Annotated in this window: 13 protein-coding genes and 1 pseudogene; 12 read left to right on the top strand and 2 right to left on the bottom strand. The window is 42.5% G+C overall.

What is annotated here, in order from left to right:
* Positions 1 to 150 precede the first annotated feature (150 nt).
* From scyF to aroF, 11 genes and pseudogenes are all read left to right on the top strand, one after another.
* A complete protein-coding gene (gene scyF / locus NSTC745_RS17805; protein ID WP_445638329.1) occupies positions 151 to 1,347 on the top strand; it encodes a scytonemin biosynthesis PEP-CTERM protein ScyF in 1,197 nt (398 codons plus the stop codon).
* 158 nt (positions 1,348 to 1,505) lie between these two features.
* Positions 1,506 to 2,796, top strand: a pseudogene (locus NSTC745_RS17800) (glycosyltransferase family 4 protein).
* Positions 2,797 to 2,811: 15 nt separating this feature from the next.
* Complete coding sequence (locus NSTC745_RS17795; RefSeq protein WP_445638328.1) at positions 2,812 to 3,711, top strand: prephenate dehydrogenase/arogenate dehydrogenase family protein; 900 nt, start codon at positions 2,812 to 2,814, stop codon at positions 3,709 to 3,711.
* Positions 3,712 to 4,132: 421 nt separating this feature from the next.
* Positions 4,133 to 6,337: an anthranilate synthase gene (locus tag NSTC745_RS17790; protein ID WP_445638327.1), complete on the top strand. Its 2,205-nt coding sequence runs from the start codon at positions 4,133 to 4,135 to the stop codon at positions 6,335 to 6,337.
* A gap of 174 nt (positions 6,338 to 6,511) precedes the next feature.
* The gene (gene trpC, locus NSTC745_RS17785) at positions 6,512 to 7,342 is read left to right on the top strand and encodes an indole-3-glycerol phosphate synthase TrpC (RefSeq protein WP_445638326.1); all 831 of its coding nucleotides are present in this window, start codon (positions 6,512 to 6,514) and stop codon (positions 7,340 to 7,342) included.
* Positions 7,332 to 7,643: a hypothetical protein gene (locus NSTC745_RS17780; protein ID WP_445638325.1), complete on the top strand. Its 312-nt coding sequence runs from the start codon at positions 7,332 to 7,334 to the stop codon at positions 7,641 to 7,643. The genes trpC and NSTC745_RS17780 overlap by 11 nt, the downstream gene beginning before the upstream one ends.
* Before the next feature lie 48 nt (positions 7,644 to 7,691).
* Positions 7,692 to 8,525, top strand: a complete 834-nt coding sequence (trpA, locus tag NSTC745_RS17775) for a tryptophan synthase subunit alpha (protein WP_445638324.1) — start codon at positions 7,692 to 7,694, stop codon at positions 8,523 to 8,525.
* A 178-nt stretch (positions 8,526 to 8,703) separates the two neighbouring features.
* On the top strand, positions 8,704 to 9,933 hold the full coding sequence (gene trpB / locus NSTC745_RS17770; protein ID WP_445638323.1) for a tryptophan synthase subunit beta: 1,230 nt from the start codon (positions 8,704 to 8,706) through the stop codon (positions 9,931 to 9,933).
* Positions 9,934 to 10,056: 123 nt separating this feature from the next.
* On the top strand, positions 10,057 to 11,178 hold the full coding sequence (gene trpD, locus NSTC745_RS17765) for an anthranilate phosphoribosyltransferase (RefSeq protein ID WP_445638322.1): 1,122 nt from the start codon (positions 10,057 to 10,059) through the stop codon (positions 11,176 to 11,178).
* Positions 11,179 to 11,271: 93 nt separating this feature from the next.
* Positions 11,272 to 11,460, top strand: a complete 189-nt coding sequence (locus NSTC745_RS17760) for a hypothetical protein (RefSeq protein ID WP_445638321.1) — start codon at positions 11,272 to 11,274, stop codon at positions 11,458 to 11,460.
* A complete protein-coding gene (gene aroF, locus NSTC745_RS17755; RefSeq protein ID WP_445638320.1) occupies positions 11,444 to 12,556 on the top strand; it encodes a 3-deoxy-7-phosphoheptulonate synthase in 1,113 nt (370 codons plus the stop codon). Before NSTC745_RS17760 ends, aroF begins: the two co-directional genes overlap by 17 nt.
* Positions 12,557 to 12,652: 96 nt before the next feature.
* On the opposite strand, the gene NSTC745_RS17750 is transcribed toward aroF, so the two are convergent.
* Complete coding sequence (locus NSTC745_RS17750; RefSeq protein WP_445638319.1) at positions 12,653 to 13,285, bottom strand: M23 family metallopeptidase; 633 nt, start codon at positions 13,283 to 13,285, stop codon at positions 12,653 to 12,655.
* A 753-nt stretch (positions 13,286 to 14,038) separates the two neighbouring features.
* On the opposite strand from NSTC745_RS17750, the gene NSTC745_RS17745 reads away from it, so the two are divergent.
* Positions 14,039 to 14,425 carry a hypothetical protein gene (locus tag NSTC745_RS17745; RefSeq protein ID WP_096538568.1) on the top strand — a complete coding sequence of 129 codons (387 nt, stop codon included), beginning with the start codon at positions 14,039 to 14,041 and terminating at the stop codon, positions 14,423 to 14,425.
* Between the two features lie 319 nt (positions 14,426 to 14,744).
* Here the strand turns inward: NSTC745_RS17745 and NSTC745_RS17740 are convergent, their stop codons facing one another.
* Positions 14,745 to 16,091, bottom strand: a complete 1,347-nt coding sequence (locus NSTC745_RS17740; protein WP_445638318.1) for a lipid-A-disaccharide synthase — start codon at positions 16,089 to 16,091, stop codon at positions 14,745 to 14,747.
* Between the last annotated feature and the right edge of the window lie 90 nt (positions 16,092 to 16,181).

The following is a 16,181-nucleotide window of genomic DNA, read 5'->3' as shown; positions in this document are numbered from 1 at the left end:
GGAGTGCTTAGAAAATAGAATGCTGCCTCACAGAGAAAGTTGCATTTCAAACACGAGGCAGCAGTCCAAACTTCAGAGTTCCCAAACTCGGACTGGGAACAAAATTACTCCAGGAAAGAGTATAACTCATACAACCAGGACTTAAAACTCATGGGATTAGTCAAAAATTTGTCAATTGGCATTGTCAGTACCGGATTTGCGGTGTTGGCAACAGCAGTCCAAGCCAAGGCTGTAACATTAACCTACGACAGAAGTATCGGCAGTCCTGGCTTCGGCCCTGGGCAACTTTTTGTTCCCCAAGGCATCGCGATAGATAGCCAAGGGAATACCCTCATAGCTAACGGACGCGGTGTTAACCCGGATGGTACTCCTAACTATAGCCTCGGTAACAAAATTGAAATATTTAATCCTAGCGGTCAGTATATTGGAGCAATTGGCTCCGGCGGCACAGGGCCCGGACAGTTTGACGAGCCAACAACTGTAGACTTTAATCCAGTGACAGGGGATTTGTATGCAGGTGATGTTTACAACAACCGCATCAATCAATTCGATTCTCAGGGTAACTTTATTAGATCCTTTGCCAATGGATTATTTACCCCTCTCGTAGAGGGTAGGCTTTTCTTTGGGCCTTCTGGTGTGACATTTGACAAAGCTGGCAACGTTTACGTAGGTGATTTTAACGGCGAACGAATCCTTAAATTCACATCAGACGGACAGCAAATTGGTGTCATTGGTGGCACTGTGGGCACTGCACCAGGGCAATTCCAAGGTGTAGCAGGTGTAAGAATTTCGCCAGTTAGTGGAAATATCTTTGTAGCTGACCAGTATAACAACCGCGTTCAAGTACTCGATCCAAATGGTAACCCTCTGTTGGCATTTGGTTCAGCAGGTAGCGAACCTGGACAGCTTCTTCAGCCAATTGGCATCGAAGTGGACGAGTATGAGAATGTTTATGTAGCCGATTCTATCAACAGTCGCGTACAGGTGTTTGATAAAAACGGTAACTTCTTAACTTCCTTTGGTGAAAATGCCCGCGATGCATTAGGTAACCCTGTACCGCCTCCAGCATTAACCGGCCCTCCCTTTGGCGACCCCCTCGACCTCACTCCCGGCAGATTTAACTGGACGGGTGGCACAAGTTATAAAGATGGCAAGCTTTATGTGGGCGATTTCTTCCAAGGTCGCGTCCAAGTCTTAAACGTAGAAGGCAGAAAACAAGTGCCAGAACCTGGTTCAGCATTGGGACTAGCATTACTCGGACTTGGAGTTGCTACCGTCACATTGCGGAAACATAGACAACAAAAATCAGCTTTCAGTTTTGAAAAGGAACTGCAAAAACAGTGCTAAATAATTACTAAACAAGTTCGTAGTTCGTAATTAAAAAGCATAGAGCAGCCCAGATCCTCATTTTTAATTTAGCGATGAGCTATCACTCAATTGTAATTACGAATTACGAATTACCAAAAAACCAACATTCTCAACTGCTTCCAGGAAATTAACATTTAATGCACATTCTGATTTATTCATACAACTATTATCCAGAGCCAATTGGTATCGCACCTTTAATGACTGAATTAGCAGAAGGGCTAGTCAAACGAGGTCACCAAGTGCGGGTAATTACAGGTATGCCTAACTATCCCCAGCGCCAGATTTACGATGAGTATCGGGGTAAGTTATACATTACTGAAGAAAAAAATGGCGTGATTATCGAACGTTGTTACCTGCGAATTAAGTCTAAACCTAACCTTTTAGACAGGCTACTTTTAGAGTTGAGTTTTGTCTTTACAAGTTTTCCCCAAGCCATCAAAGGTAAACGGCCTGATGTAATTCTGTTAACAGTACCGCCACTACTTATTTCCTTACCTGCAATCTTACTTGGTTGGTTATACAACTGCCCAGTGGTGTTGAATGTGCAAGATATCCTTCCGGAAGCTGCTGTACGTGTTGGATTAATTAAAAATAAGCCAACGATCCGAACTCTGGAAGCTTTAGAAAGATTTGTTTACCGAAGCGTACATACTATCAGCGTGATTGCCGATGGTTTTGTAGATAATTTAATCAAAAAAAATGTACCTGCTAATAAAATTTCCTGCATTTCAAATTGGGTAAATCTCAATTTTATCCGCCCTTTTCCAAAGCAAAATAACTCTTGGAGAACTACTCATCAACTCGATGATAAATTTGTAGTTCTTTATTCAGGTAATATTGCTTTAACGCAAGGTTTAGAAACAGTAGTAGAAGCAGCAGCTTGCTTGCGTCACATCAAAGAAATTGCCTTTGTCGTAGCCGGAGAATCTGAAGCGCTCAAAACTTTGCAACAACATTGTCTTGCTTGTGGGGCTGATAATGTTTTACTGCTGCCATTGGAACAACGAGAAAAACTACCACAAATGTTAGCAGGCGCGGACGTGGGGTTGATTGTGCAAAAGCGCAATGTAATTTCTTTCAATATGCCTTCTAAAATACCATTGCTGTTAGCCAGCGGTCGCCCAATTGTGGCTTCAGTTCCCGCCACTGGTACTGCTGCCAAAGCTATCAAGCAAAGTGGCGGCGGCTTGATTGTTAAGCCAGAGTCAGCAGATGCTTTGGCGACTGCGGTATTGGATTTATATAAGCAACCGGAATTGGTAGCGCAATTAGGTCAAAAAGGAAGAAAGTTTGCGGTAGAAAATTATTGCTTCGAGCAAGCTTTGGATCGATATGAAAAGCTATTTGAGGATGCGATCGCCAAAAAAAACATCAACCTTGGATATCTTACCAAAACTGAGTTCTAAAGAATCACTTGTTGATATTTGAAAATGGAGAAATAAGGTGAATAAAAGCGACCAAAGCTCCATCGCTGTAATTGGCGATCGCCTATCATTATTAAATAAACAATTGCTCTCTAAAGCTGATATTCCGGAATCTGCAACAAATGATGTCAGTCCCCGAAAAATTACTATCATCGGTGGACACGGCAGGATGGGAAGATTGTTTAAAGAGCAATTTTCAGGAGTAGGTCATCATGTTAGCGTTCTGGAACACCAAGATTGGGGATATGCAGACCAACTATTAAATTCAGCAGAATTAGTTTTAGTCAGCGTTCCCATAGAATACACAGTTGATGTTATTAAGCGTGCAGCTAAATATCTTACACCAACTACAGCTTTGTGCGATGTCACAAGTATTAAAATACAGTCAACTCAAGCAATGCTCGAACACCATTCAGGCCCCGTTATGGGTTTACATCCAATGTTTGGGCCGAATATTAAATCGTTTCTAGGACAAAAATTTGTGATTTGTCCGGGGCGAAACGATGAAGCTTTTCTATGGTTATTAAACTTGATTAAAGGTCAAGGTGGTGAGTTAATTGTTTGCACGCCTGAAGAACACGATCGCATGATGGTAATTATTCAAGCAGTGCAGCATTTTTGTAGATTGAGCTTTGGTATTTTCTTAGCAGAAACAAGAATTAATCTAGAACAGAGTTTATTACTATCAACTCCTAGCTATCAGCAACAAATTGAGAGTATTAAACGTTTGTTTTCCCAAAACTCTCACTTATGTGTGGATATTATGCTAGCTACGGAAGAGAGATGCGAAGCAATTAACTCTTTAGCTAATACTTATAGTCGCTTGGCAAGACTGGTGAGAAAGAAAGATCGGGACGCATTAATTCAAGAGTTTGAAAATATCCAAGAATTTTTTGAGGAAAAAACAAGGCTCTTGTAAAATAAGTTAAGTTATTAAAATATAGGCGATCGTATTTTGGATTTTAGATTTTGGATTGGAAATCGATTGAGCTAAAGTAATTATAGTATATAGATAGATAATCATTTACTACTTTTGATAGAGGTTAATTACTACATTAAAAGCCATCAAAAAAGAATTTATTAAAGCGTTGCAAAAAGCGAATAAATTGACACCAAATCGAAAAAATATCCAATGTCTTCTTGCTTGATATCTTGTACTCTTAAATAATAAGCGAAAAGATTTTAATTACATTTTTATAAATAAGTTCAGGATTTAGACAGGTTGATTCAGATTGGCATTGAGTCATCTAATTTTGTTCTCAATCAAAAAATAAAAACTCACAATTATAAATGGTTATTGGCTAATGATTGACTAAATATTTATTGCAGAGAAATTACCCATGATTTTTGATTCCCGTTCCTATACAACCCTTGGCGGTGTTAGCGTTTCTCGCTCCATAAACCAACTTAAGATGGACACTGCCCTTGAAGATATTCTGTTCCGCTTAAACTCTCAGCGTGGAGGCTTGTTAAGGAGTAGCTACGAATATCCAGGAAGGTACAAAAGATGGGCGATTGGATTTGTCAATCCACCATTGGAATTGACTACCCAGGAGAATGTTTTCACTTTAAGAGCGTTGAATGAACGCGGCTGGATACTTTTACCATTATTGTTAAAGTACTTACGGCAATCAAAACAACTGGATAAAGTTTGCCAAGACAATAAATATATCACAGGATTTGTTAAACCTAGCAAACAATTCTTTGCTGAGGAAGACCGCAGTAAGCAACCTTCAGCATTTACAGTTGTCAGGGAAATTCTACATATTTTTTCTAGCCAAGAAGACGAGCATTTAGGATTGTATGGTGCGTTTGGTTACGATTTAGTTTTTCAATTTGAACCAATTCGCCAGCGTTTAGAACGTCCTATAGACCAGCAAGATTTGGTACTTTATTTGCCTGATGAATTAATCATTGTTGACTACTATCAGCAAAGTGCATTTCGTTTACAATATGAATTTGAAACGGTGCATGGTAGTACTAAGAATGTTCCCCGCACAGGCGAGTCTATTGATTATCGTGGAAGACATCTGGTAGCAACTCAAACTGCCGATCATGCAATAGGTGAGTATGCAAAAAAAGTTGAAGTTGCACTCGACTATTTTCGCAGAGGCGATTTATTTGAAGTGGTTCCCAGTCAAAAATTTGTTGAAGGTTATGAAGAAGAACCCAGCAAATTATTTGAAACTTTAAAGGATATAAATCCTAGTCCTTATGGATTTATTTTTAATTTAGGTGGAGAATATCTAATTGGTGCATCTCCAGAAATGTTTGTGCGGGTTGAGGGTAGGCGGGTAGAAACTTGTCCAATTAGTGGCACTATTCGCAGAGGACAAGATGCTCTTGATGATGCTGTGCAAATTCGGCAATTACTCAATTCACACAAAGATGAAGCTGAGTTGACGATGTGTACTGATGTCGATCGCAATGATAAATCCCGAATCTGCGAACCTGGTTCAGTACGAGTCATTGGTCGTCGCCAAATTGAATTATACAGCCATTTAATTCACACAGTAGATCATGTTGAAGGTACACTGCGATCGCAATTTGATGCCTTAGATGCATTCTTGAGCCATACTTGGGCAGTTACAGTCACCGGCGCACCCAAAAGAGCAGCAATAGAATTCATCGAACAACATGAAAAAAGCGCTCGACGTTGGTATGGTGGAGCAGTTGGTTATTTAAATTTCAACGGAAATTTAAATACTGGATTAATCCTGCGAACAATTCGATTAAAAGACTGCATCGCCGAAGTGCGAGTTGGCGCTACTGTTCTTTATGACTCCATACCACAAGCAGAAGAACAAGAGACAATTACCAAAGCTGCTGCATTATTTGAAACAATTCGCCGCGTTAAACAAAGGAGTCAGAAAATAGATGATTCTAGTTTTATCAAATTAAATAAACATATCCCAAGTGATAAACCAGGTAAACGCATTTTGCTAATAGATTATGAAGACTCATTTGTTCATACATTAGCTAATTACATTCGCCAAACTGGTGCTAACGTTACCACATTACGTCACGGTTTTTCTGATTCCTTGTTCGACAAAGAACGACCGGACTTAGTTGTTTTATCTCCCGGCCCTGGCAGGCCAAATGATTTTCATGTTCCCGAAACTATCGGTGCAATTCTTTCTCGCCAAATTCCTATTTTTGGAGTTTGTTTAGGACTTCAAGGTATCGTCGAAGCTTTTGGTGGAGAATTAGGAGTTCTTAACTATCCCCAACATGGTAAATCCTCACGAATTTTCGTCACTGAGCCTGATTCTGTTACCTTCAAAAATTTACCAAAATCTTTTGCAGTCGGTAGATACCACTCATTATTTGCTATCCGAGAACATTTACCAAAGGAATTCAAAATAACAGCCATTTCTGATGACGATGTAATCATGGGCATTGAACATCAAACACTCCCCATCGCCGCCGTTCAATTTCATCCAGAATCAATTATGACCCTAGCAGGAGAAGTCGGCCTGGGAATTATTAAAAATGTCGTAAATGCATATACGCAAGATGAAGAGTCATTAGTCATTGGTCATTAGTCATTGGTGATTGGTGATTGGTCATTAGTCATTGGTGATTGGTGATTGGTCATTAGTCATTGGTTATTTCTCCCTCATCTCCCTACCTCCCCATCTCCCCACCTCCCCATCTCCCCATCTCCCCACCTCCCCACCTCCCCACCTCCCCACCTCCCCACTCCCCCCAAGCATTTTATGATTAACCAACTTACCCATCGCCGCCACATTCTTGAAGAGATTGTGTTGCATAAAAAGCAAGAAGTTGCACGAATGCAGGAAGAATTTTCTTTAGCTTTTTTGGAACAACAGTTAATTGTGGCTCCAAGTGTACGAAATTTCTTGAGTGCTTTGGAAGAAAATCCAAAAGTACCTAGTTTAATTGCTGAAGTCAAAAAAGCATCGCCCAGCCGTGGGATTATTAGAGCAGATTTTGACCCGATCGCGATCGCTCAAGCTTACAAACGAGGCGGCGCAGCTTGTTTGTCAGTCCTCACTGACGAAAAGTTCTTTCAAGGCAGTTTTGATAATCTGCGTGCTGTGCGTCAACAAGTAGCATTACCCCTACTGTGCAAGGAGTTTATCATTGACCGCTATCAAATTTATTTAGCACGGACAGCGGGCGCAGATGCAGTCTTGTTAATTGCCGCTATTTTATCAGACGAAGAACTCCAAGACTTTTTGCAAGTGATTCACGATTTGGGCATGAATGCATTAGTCGAAGTTCATACCTTGGCTGAACTAGACCGCGTGCTAAAGCTTGACAACTTACGTTTGTTGGGAATCAACAATCGTAATTTAGAGGATTTTACAGTTGATTTAGGAATCACACAGGAACTTTTAACACAGCGTCAACAATATTTGCAAAGCTTAGATATTACCGTCGTCAGCGAGTCTGGACTGTATACACCTGCTGATTTATCTCTTGTCGCCGAAGCTGGTGTCCGCGCAGTTTTGGTGGGAGAGTCTTTAGTGAAACAAAGCGATGTAGAACAGGCTGTGCGTAATTTGTTGACTGTTGAGCGTTGAGCCAAAACTCATTCACGAGTATCAAAAACTCGCTCACGAGTATCAAAGACTCGCTCACGAGTATCAAAGACTCGCTCACGAGTATCAAAGACTCATTCACGAGTATCAAAGGCTCGCTCACGAGTATCAAAGACTCATTCACGAGTATCAAAGACTCGTTCGCGAGTATCAAAGGCTCGCTCACGAGTATCAAAGACTCATTCGCGAGTATCAAAGACTCGCTCACGAGTATCAAAGACTCGCTCACGAGTATCAAAGACTCGACAACAAGAATTTGAGCGTAGTTATCGCTAATTTCTAATTGTTGATTATTGCAGAACTATTTACCAATCATTAAGTATATTTCAAGATGAATTCTATCTCCGCTGACTTTCAAACTTTGCGCGATCGCCAAGAGTGTGCTTTAATCCCCTTTATCACAGCCGGCGATCCCAACTTAGAAACTACTGCCGAGGCTTTACGAATTTTAGATCGCAACAGTGCAGACTTCATCGAATTGGGCGTTCCCTACTCCGATCCTCTGGCAGATGGGCCTGTGATTCAAGCAGCAGCAACTCGCGCCTTGCAAAATGGCACGAAATTAGAGCAAGTATTAGAGATGTTGCAAACTGTGATTCCTAGCTTAAAAGCGCCGATAATTCTATTTACTTATTACAATCCCATTTTGCACCGGGGTATTAAGACCTTTTTAGGAGAAATCGCCGTTGCTGGGGTGCGAGGCTTGGTAGTGCCAGACTTACCCTTAGAAGAGGCAGAAGAATTAATCCAAACTGCTGGCTTTTTCGGAATAGAAGTAATTTTACTCGTAGCTCCTACCAGTTCTCAAGATAGAATTACTGCGATCGCTAATCAATCTCAAGGTTTTATCTACCTTGTGAGCGTTACAGGTGTTACAGGTGTACGTTCTCAACTCCAAAACCGCGTACAAAATTTAATTACAAATTTACGAAACGTCACCGATAAACCCATCGGCGTTGGCTTTGGCATCTCAACACCAGAACAAGCTTATCAAGTCAGAGAATGGGGAGCAGATGCAGTAATTGTTGGTAGCGCCTTTGTCAAACGCTTAGCCGAAAATCGCCCAATTCAAGGACTACAAGCTATTGCACAACTCTGTCAGGAACTCAAAGCAGTAATTACACCAATTCGCAATGATGCTCCTACGTCGCTAACGTTACGCTAACGCAATTCAGTATTAAGGAAAACACAAAGATAATTGCTCTTTTCTCTGCGCTCTCTGCGCCTCTGTGGTTCAATAAAATACTTTCAAACTGCCGAGGCACAGAGAACGCAGAGATTTTAAGAGTCATCTTGAATAGAACGAGAGTAAAAAATACTTGAAACTGAAAGGATTTTAAACAGTGGTAAGTATACAAGACATCAACAGTGCGATCGCCCAACCAGATTTTTTAGGCAGATTTGGAAAATTCGGCGGTAAGTACGTTCCCGAAACCTTAATGCCTGCATTAAGCGAACTACAAACTGCATTTGTTCAATATCGCAACGATGCAAATTTCCAAGCCGAACTCCAAAACTTGCTGCGTGACTACGTAGGACGACCCAGCCCATTATATTTTGCAGAACGCCTCACAGCAAACTACGCTAGACCAGACGGCACGGGGGCGCAAATTTATTTAAAGCGCGAAGATTTAAATCATACAGGCGCTCACAAAATTAATAATGCTTTGGCTCAAGTGTTATTAGCCAAACGCATGGGTAAGCAAAGGATTATTGCAGAGACCGGTGCAGGCCAACATGGCGTCGCCACTGCAACCGTGTGTGCGCGGTTTGGTTTGGAATGTGTAATTTACATGGGCATCCACGATATGGAACGCCAAGCCCTGAATGTGTTCCGCATGAAATTAATGGGTGCAGAAGTTCGTCCAGTGGAAGCAGGTACCGGGACTCTCAAAGATGCAACCTCCGAAGCAATTCGGGATTGGGTGACGAATGTAGAAACAACCCATTACATCCTGGGTTCTGTTGCCGGCCCTCATCCTTACCCGATGATTGTGCGTGACTTTCACACTGTAATCGGCAAAGAAACTCGCGCTCAATGCCAGGAAAAATGGGGAGGATTACCAGATATTTTACTGGCTTGCGTCGGTGGAGGTTCCAATGCGATCGGACTTTTTCATGAGTTTTTGCCTGAATCTCCTGTACGCCTCATCGGAGTTGAGGCGGCGGGTGAAGGCGTAAACACAGAAAAACACGCTGCCACCTTGACAAAAGGGAAAATAGGTGTATTGCATGGTGCAATGAGCTATTTACTGCAAGATGATGACGGTCAAGTAATCGAAGCTCATTCAATTAGTGCCGGGTTGGACTATCCCGGCGTTGGCCCTGAGCATAGTTATCTCAAAGATATTCGCCGCGCCGAATATTACAGTATTACCGATAAACAGGCACTAGAAGCATTTCAAAGACTTTCGCAACTAGAAGGAATTATCCCAGCCTTAGAAACCGCTCATGCGATCGCCTTTTTGGAAATTCTTTGCCCCCAGCTAACAGGCAATCCCCGCATCGTCATCAATTGTTCTGGCAGAGGCGACAAAGACGTGCAAACTGTTTCTAAAGTCATTAGTCATTAGTCATTGGTCATTGGTCATTTGTTATTAGTCATTAGTCATTTGTCATTTGTGAAAACTAATCTCCAATGCCCAATGCCCAATGCCCCATGCCCAATGCCCAATGCCCCATGCCCCATAAGAAATATGATATCTATAACCCAAATTCCAGCCGACAATATTTCCGTCGCTGCTGAATTCTACAACTGGCCGGCTTTATTACAACAATTGCTCAATCGGCGATCGCTAACAGTTTCCCAAGCTGCCGATTTAATGCAGGGTTGGCTCACAGATGCCATTCCCCATGTGCTATCGGGAGCGATTTTAATTGCAATTCAAGCTAAAGGCATATCTGCCGAAGAATTAGTTGGTATGGCGAGTGTTTTACAATCCCAATCTTCTCCCCCTAGTACAGACGCGATTAATCGCGTCTCTACTTACTCCCCACTCCCCACTCCCCTAATTGACACCTGCGGAACTGGTGGAGATGGTGCTTCAACTTTCAATATTTCTACTGCTGTAGCTTTTGTTGCCGCAGCAGCGGGGGTAAAAGTTGCCAAGCATGGCAATCGTTCTTCATCTAGCAAGACTGGTTCTGCTGATGTGTTGGAAGCTTTAGGTATAAACCTCAATGCCAGCCCAGAAAAAGTACAAGCGGCGGTGGGTGAGGTGGGAATCACCTTTTTGTTTGCTCCTGGCTGGCATCCTGCACTCAAAGCGGTTGCGACTTTGCGGAAAACTTTGAAAGTGCGGACTGTTTTTAATTTGCTCGGCCCTTTAGTAAATCCTATGCGACCGACGGGGCAAATTATTGGTGTGAACGATCCGCTTTTGTTAGAGGAAATTGCTCAAGCTTTATCACAATTGGGATGTCAACAAGCGATCGCTCTTTACGGACGCGAACGTTTAGATGAAGCTGGTTTAGCTGATGTCACTGATTTAGCCGTACTCCAAGATAAAAAAGTACGTTCTTTAACGCTTAATCCTCAAGAATTGGGCTTGAGTTTTGCACCAACTACAGCGTTGCAGGGTGGAGATGTCCGAGAAAATGCCGCAATCTTGCAAGCAGTTTTGCAAGGTAAAGGCACTCAAGCGCAGCAAGATGTGGTGGCTTTAAATACAGCCTTAGCGCTGCAAGTTGGTCAAGCCATCAATAAAGAGACAGATATTTTTGCAGGTTGTGTCAAAGGTATTGTCCTTGCAAAAGAAATTCTGCGAAGCGGTGCTGCTTGGACAAAGTTAGAACAACTTGCACAATTTCTGCGCTAGACAAACTTTTCTTATCTAGCCTCGCTTTGCTAATAACCAACAGTTTACATACAACTCTCTTCACCTGCACCTTTATTGCATCGACTTGCACCTTTGTTGCATCGACTTGCACCTTTATTGCATCGGCTTGCACCTTTATTGCATCGACCTGCACCTTTATTGCATCGACTTACACCTTTGTTGCATCGACTTGCACCTTTGTTGCATCGAACGGTACTAGGAAACGGGCGATCGCATTACACAAATTATACGGAAGGAAAAACAGATGATTATAGTACTTAAAACCGGTACGCCTGCTGAGGAAATTACTCGTATCAGCCAAGAAATCAGTGATACTTGGAAAGTCACAGTAGAAAAAAGCATCGGCACTCATAAAGTTGTGCTGGGGATAATTGGCGATACTTCTACTATCGATAAATTGCAAATTCAAGAAACCAGTCCTTGGATTGAGCAAGTGGTACGAGTGCAACAACCTTTCAAGCGGGTTAGTCGGGAATTCAGAAATGGGGAAGCCAGCGAGGTTGTTGTACCCACGCTTAACGGCCGTGTCTTTTTCGGAGAACATCATCCCATCGTAACGATCGCTGGGCCTTGTTCTGTTGAAAATGAAGCGATGATTGTGGAAACGGCAAAGCGAGTCAAAGCGGCAGGAGCGCAGTTTCTACGTGGTGGAGCCTACAAACCCCGCACTTCACCTTATGCTTTTCAAGGTTATGGTGAAAGTGCCTTAGATTTGTTAGCAGCAGCTCGCGAAGCCACGGGTTTGGGTATCGTTACAGAACTGATGGATGCTGCGGATTTACCAGCAGTGGCGCGGGTAGCTGACATCATCCAAATTGGAGCGAGAAATATGCACAATTTCTCGTTGCTCAAAAAAGTAGGCGCTCAAGATAAGCCGGTGCTGCTGAAGCGAGGAATGTCTGCCACAATTGACGAATGGCTGATGGCGGCAGAATATATTCTGGCATCGGGAAACCCAAATGTGATTCTTTGCGAACGGGGAATTAGAACTTTTGATGGCAAATATGCCCGCAATACTTTAGATTTGTCCGTGATTCCGGTGTTGCGATCGCTCACTCATCTACCAATCGCCATTGACCCCAGTCACGGTACAGGTAGATCTGAATATGTTCCACCTATGGCAATGGCAGCGATCGCTGCTGGTACGGATGCTTTAATGATTGAAGTTCACCCCAATCCAGCTAAGGCTTTATCCGATGGCCCCCAATCTCTAACCCCTGAAAAGTTCGATCGCTTAGTTCAAGAAATGTCAGTTCTAGGCAAAGTAGTCGATCGCTGGCCTACATCCGTATTTGATAGCATTGCTGAAAGCTACCTTTTGCTCGCTGCCAGAACTCTCAAAGCCGATAGACCTTGACCGGAGAAGCAGGGGGGGCAGGGGGAGCAGGGGAGGCGGGGAAAAGGTTAAAGGTTAAAGGGAAAAGGAATAAATTTAATCTTTCCCCTTTCCCCTTCAGCTTCTTCTTCTAGAAACTTTTTGCTGAGAAAACATCGCTTGCAAAACAAGCGCTGGGTCTACATAATTATTGCTATATTTTAGTCCCCAGTGAAGATGTGGGCCAGTGGTGCGTCCAGTCATTCCTACCCTACCAATTCTGGCTCCAGTTGGTATTTGTTGACCTTCCGCAATGAGAATTCCACCTGCACGGTCAATGAAATAACGGCGGCCGGATGCAGTTTCGACGTTTCCTTCCATGTGGCAATAAGTGTGTTCCCATTCACCCGATCTAATTACTATATGAGAACCGCAAGCGTCGCCAGCACCAACTTTAGTTACTGTACCTACCCACCAATTCCGAACATAACTACCTTGGGGAGCAGCCATATCTAAACCGCCATGAAATTCCCAATTAGAACCACCTGTAGCTGAGGGACGGTAACCAAAACCAGATGTGTAAGTTTGAAAGTTCTCTACAGGAAAAGAAGCTGCTTGCCAACTATTAGCTCTGGCTACTTTCTTTGGCTGAACTTCTTTTGCTGTAACTATTTCTGGCTTAGGCAATAGAGTAATTAAACTTCCAAAACAAAATCCTAATATCAACACCGTGGCTCCAGAAAGTATTACTCTTTGTTGCCTATTAATCATTTTTGAGATTCCTAAATTTAACAAAATTATTGCTTGTTTACTAATTCTCTGATTAAACGCTTTTAAATCATGATGAAATATCAAAATTTTTCCCTTACTGAAGATAGCAAATTAATTACATTTTTATTATTTAATTTATTTATGTATTTTAGTTTTTAGATGCAGCAAATTAAATTAATCTCAATAATAATAGCACTTTTTTTGTTTGCCAAATTTGGATGATTTTATATTTAAATAAAAAAATCAAAAATTAGATATTAATATAAATTTCTAATATTTTAGATTAATTTAATGTGAAGCTACACTAAATAGAGTAACTCTCTATTCTTGGCGCTCTTCTTTACGAGACGCTGTGCGTTGCCGGAAGCCTCTCGTAGAGAAGGCGTACTTGGCGGTAGCCTGCGGCAAGCCGCTGCGCGTCTACGTTTAATATTCTGTGCATCTTCACATAGAATTGGTCTTAAATCTGAAGTATAAATTATATCTTCTGTTTGGTTAATGGTTATTACTTGTTTCTAGTAATGAATAATTATGATTTTTGTTACTAAGGTAAAATAAATACATACTATTTGTGAAAAAAGTCTCAAACAATAAAATTTTGGACGAAGTTAGCTGACAAGTCTGGAGTAGACTTAGCAGTCAGAGAGTTGCGAACCAGTTGAAATATTGTTAACGTTTATGCTTAAAATTGCACAAGAGGTTTTTTAGCATCTACTAAAAGCTAAAGTTACCCTTGCAGGACTCCCCCAAGACATGCTGACTGAAATTTTGCCTTTCCGGTTTGAATTAGACACGATCGCGATCGCTGGAGCGAGTTTGTGGTCATTAGCGTTATATCTGGGTTTTTCAAAAGCCACTGAATGGGTGATCGAGCAACTCAACCGCTGGTTTAACTTTGCCGAGCGATCGCTTTATACCAGCCAGTCAGAATTTGAAAAAACTCGTAAAGCTAGAGAATCCCAAAACGCCTTCTACGCCTCACTATTTAGTATTGTGCCTTTCTTGGTAGCCGGCGCTTTGTTCAATTGGGGTGTAGAAATCAGTTTAGGACGTAGCTGGGGAATCAGCTTAGGCATACTTGCTTGTATTAGTTGCGGCATTTTTGAACTGGGAAGACGTAGTGGTGGGTCTTCGGATTAGGTAGAGGGATGAGGGAGTGGGGAGATGGGGAGATGGGGAGATGGGGAGATGGGGAGATGGGGAGGTGTGGGAGATGGGGAGATGGGGAGATGGGGAGGTGTGGGAGATGGGGAAGAGGAGGAAGCATAAATTCTCTTTCCCTCACACTCCCTACACTTCATCTATCTCCCCATCTCCTTTAGATTTCTTCAAGAATCAGACCAAGATTTAGTCCCCACACTCCCCACACTTCTCTATCTCCCCATCTCCCCACACTCCCCACACCTCCCCACACCTCCCCATCCCCCCATCCCCCCATCTCCCCACCTCCCCATACCCCTTACTTCCCAATTTCCTCAATAACAATCTCTGCTATCTTCTGGGCTGCTCCGCTTTCACCACGAACCTGACGTAACTTGTCCCGGATATCGTCCAATTTTTCTGGATGAGCTAAAAAATCTAATACCATGTCTCCAACTTCTCGCGGTTGGAGTTTGCCTACAAGTTCTGGGACGATTTCTGACTGTGCCCAGATATTTGGCCATGCCAATAAACCTTTGCGTCTGAGAAATACCCAGTTAATCACCTTGGCAAAGGTAGAACCAACCCCTGGCAGATTCGCCAATAAACCTGGTAAACCATCCCAAGAGCGCATGGCATCTAATTGTTGGGTAGGTAGCAAAACAATCATAGGTACTCCTAAAGCACCGAGTTCAGCGGTGTTTGCCCCCACCGTAGTCAGGCAGATGCAGCACTGTGATAACAAGTTATATGCAGGGTTTTCTTGCCATAATTCTACAGTTATACCTGTCTGTGTTTTCAGTGATGGCTTGCTTTTTCCATCCTCTGGAATTATTAAAGAAACACTGCTAGTACCAAAAGTTTCCACAAAAGGGTTTTTTTGGGAATCACCAAAACTAACTAAGGTTTGCAAATCCACCGTTGGAGCAACAGGAATCACAAATTTGGTTTGGGATCTCTTGGCATGGATATGTTCGGCAATAGCCAACATTAAAGGTATCCCTTGGGTTAATTTTGCCGCTTTTGAACCTGGTAACAGACCAATTAATTCAGTTATTTGTCCTTGGTCATTAGTCATTTGTCCTCTCTTACAAAGTTCAGATCGGAGGAAACCTCCGCTCTGACTTTGCGCTTGGTCATTTGTTAATAACGAATGACTAATGACTAATGACGAATCTCCACTAGCTTCTAGCATTAAATCTCCCACAACGGTAAATTTGTGGGCATATTTTGGGGAAACGCGGGCAGCAACTTGAGGTTTCATAACTCCAAAGCGGTCTATCAAGTTATGCCAACGGGCTTCCCATTCGGCGTAAACAACAGTGCGATATCCTAATTTTTTGCCAATGATTACAGGGAAAATTTGATCGCCGCCGAGAAAAACCACTACACCGCGACTTCTCCACTCCCAATTTTCAAATGTTTTACCCCAGAGGAGAAACTGCCAAAAATACTCTGCTGGCTGAACTCTGTCTACTTCTGGGTAAGAAAGAGCGATCGCACCTTCTTTACCAGTAGCATTGGGACAAGGGGATAAAACTACAGAAATCCTCACAACAGAACGGTCATCCCCTAGTTGTTGCCGCAATGCCTTGACCACTGGACGTACCCAAGTGCTTACTTCCCCTGGGCCGTTGGAGAGAATGAGAATATCTACTGGAGTCACGTCGCTTCGCTCCGAATTCAAAATTCAAAACTTGTACTGAGCTTGTCGAAGTATTCACGCATTCAAAAAGCTAAATTTCATCTGTCTTTC

Source organism: Nostoc sp. DSM 114161, from assembly GCF_052692665.1.
Note: the sequence above shows the minus strand (reverse complement) of the source record. Positions and strands in the feature narration are given on the sequence as shown.

Excerpts from the sequence above, each read along its gene's own strand:
- aroF (WP_445638320.1), top strand. The coding sequence starts at position 11,444 with ATGATTATAGTACTTAAAACCGGTACGCCTGCTGAGGAAATTACTCGT.
- scyF (WP_445638329.1), top strand. The coding sequence starts at position 151 with ATGGGATTAGTCAAAAATTTGTCAATTGGCATTGTCAGTACCGGATTT.
- NSTC745_RS17790 (WP_445638327.1), top strand. The coding sequence starts at position 4,133 with ATGATTTTTGATTCCCGTTCCTATACAACCCTTGGCGGTGTTAGCGTT.
- NSTC745_RS17745 (WP_096538568.1), top strand. The coding sequence starts at position 14,039 with ATGCTGACTGAAATTTTGCCTTTCCGGTTTGAATTAGACACGATCGCG.
- trpD (WP_445638322.1), top strand. The coding sequence starts at position 10,057 with ATGATATCTATAACCCAAATTCCAGCCGACAATATTTCCGTCGCTGCT.
- NSTC745_RS17750 (WP_445638319.1), bottom strand. The coding sequence starts at position 13,285 with ATGATTAATAGGCAACAAAGAGTAATACTTTCTGGAGCCACGGTGTTG.
- trpC (WP_445638326.1), top strand. The coding sequence starts at position 6,512 with ATGATTAACCAACTTACCCATCGCCGCCACATTCTTGAAGAGATTGTG.
- trpA (WP_445638324.1), top strand. The coding sequence starts at position 7,692 with ATGAATTCTATCTCCGCTGACTTTCAAACTTTGCGCGATCGCCAAGAG.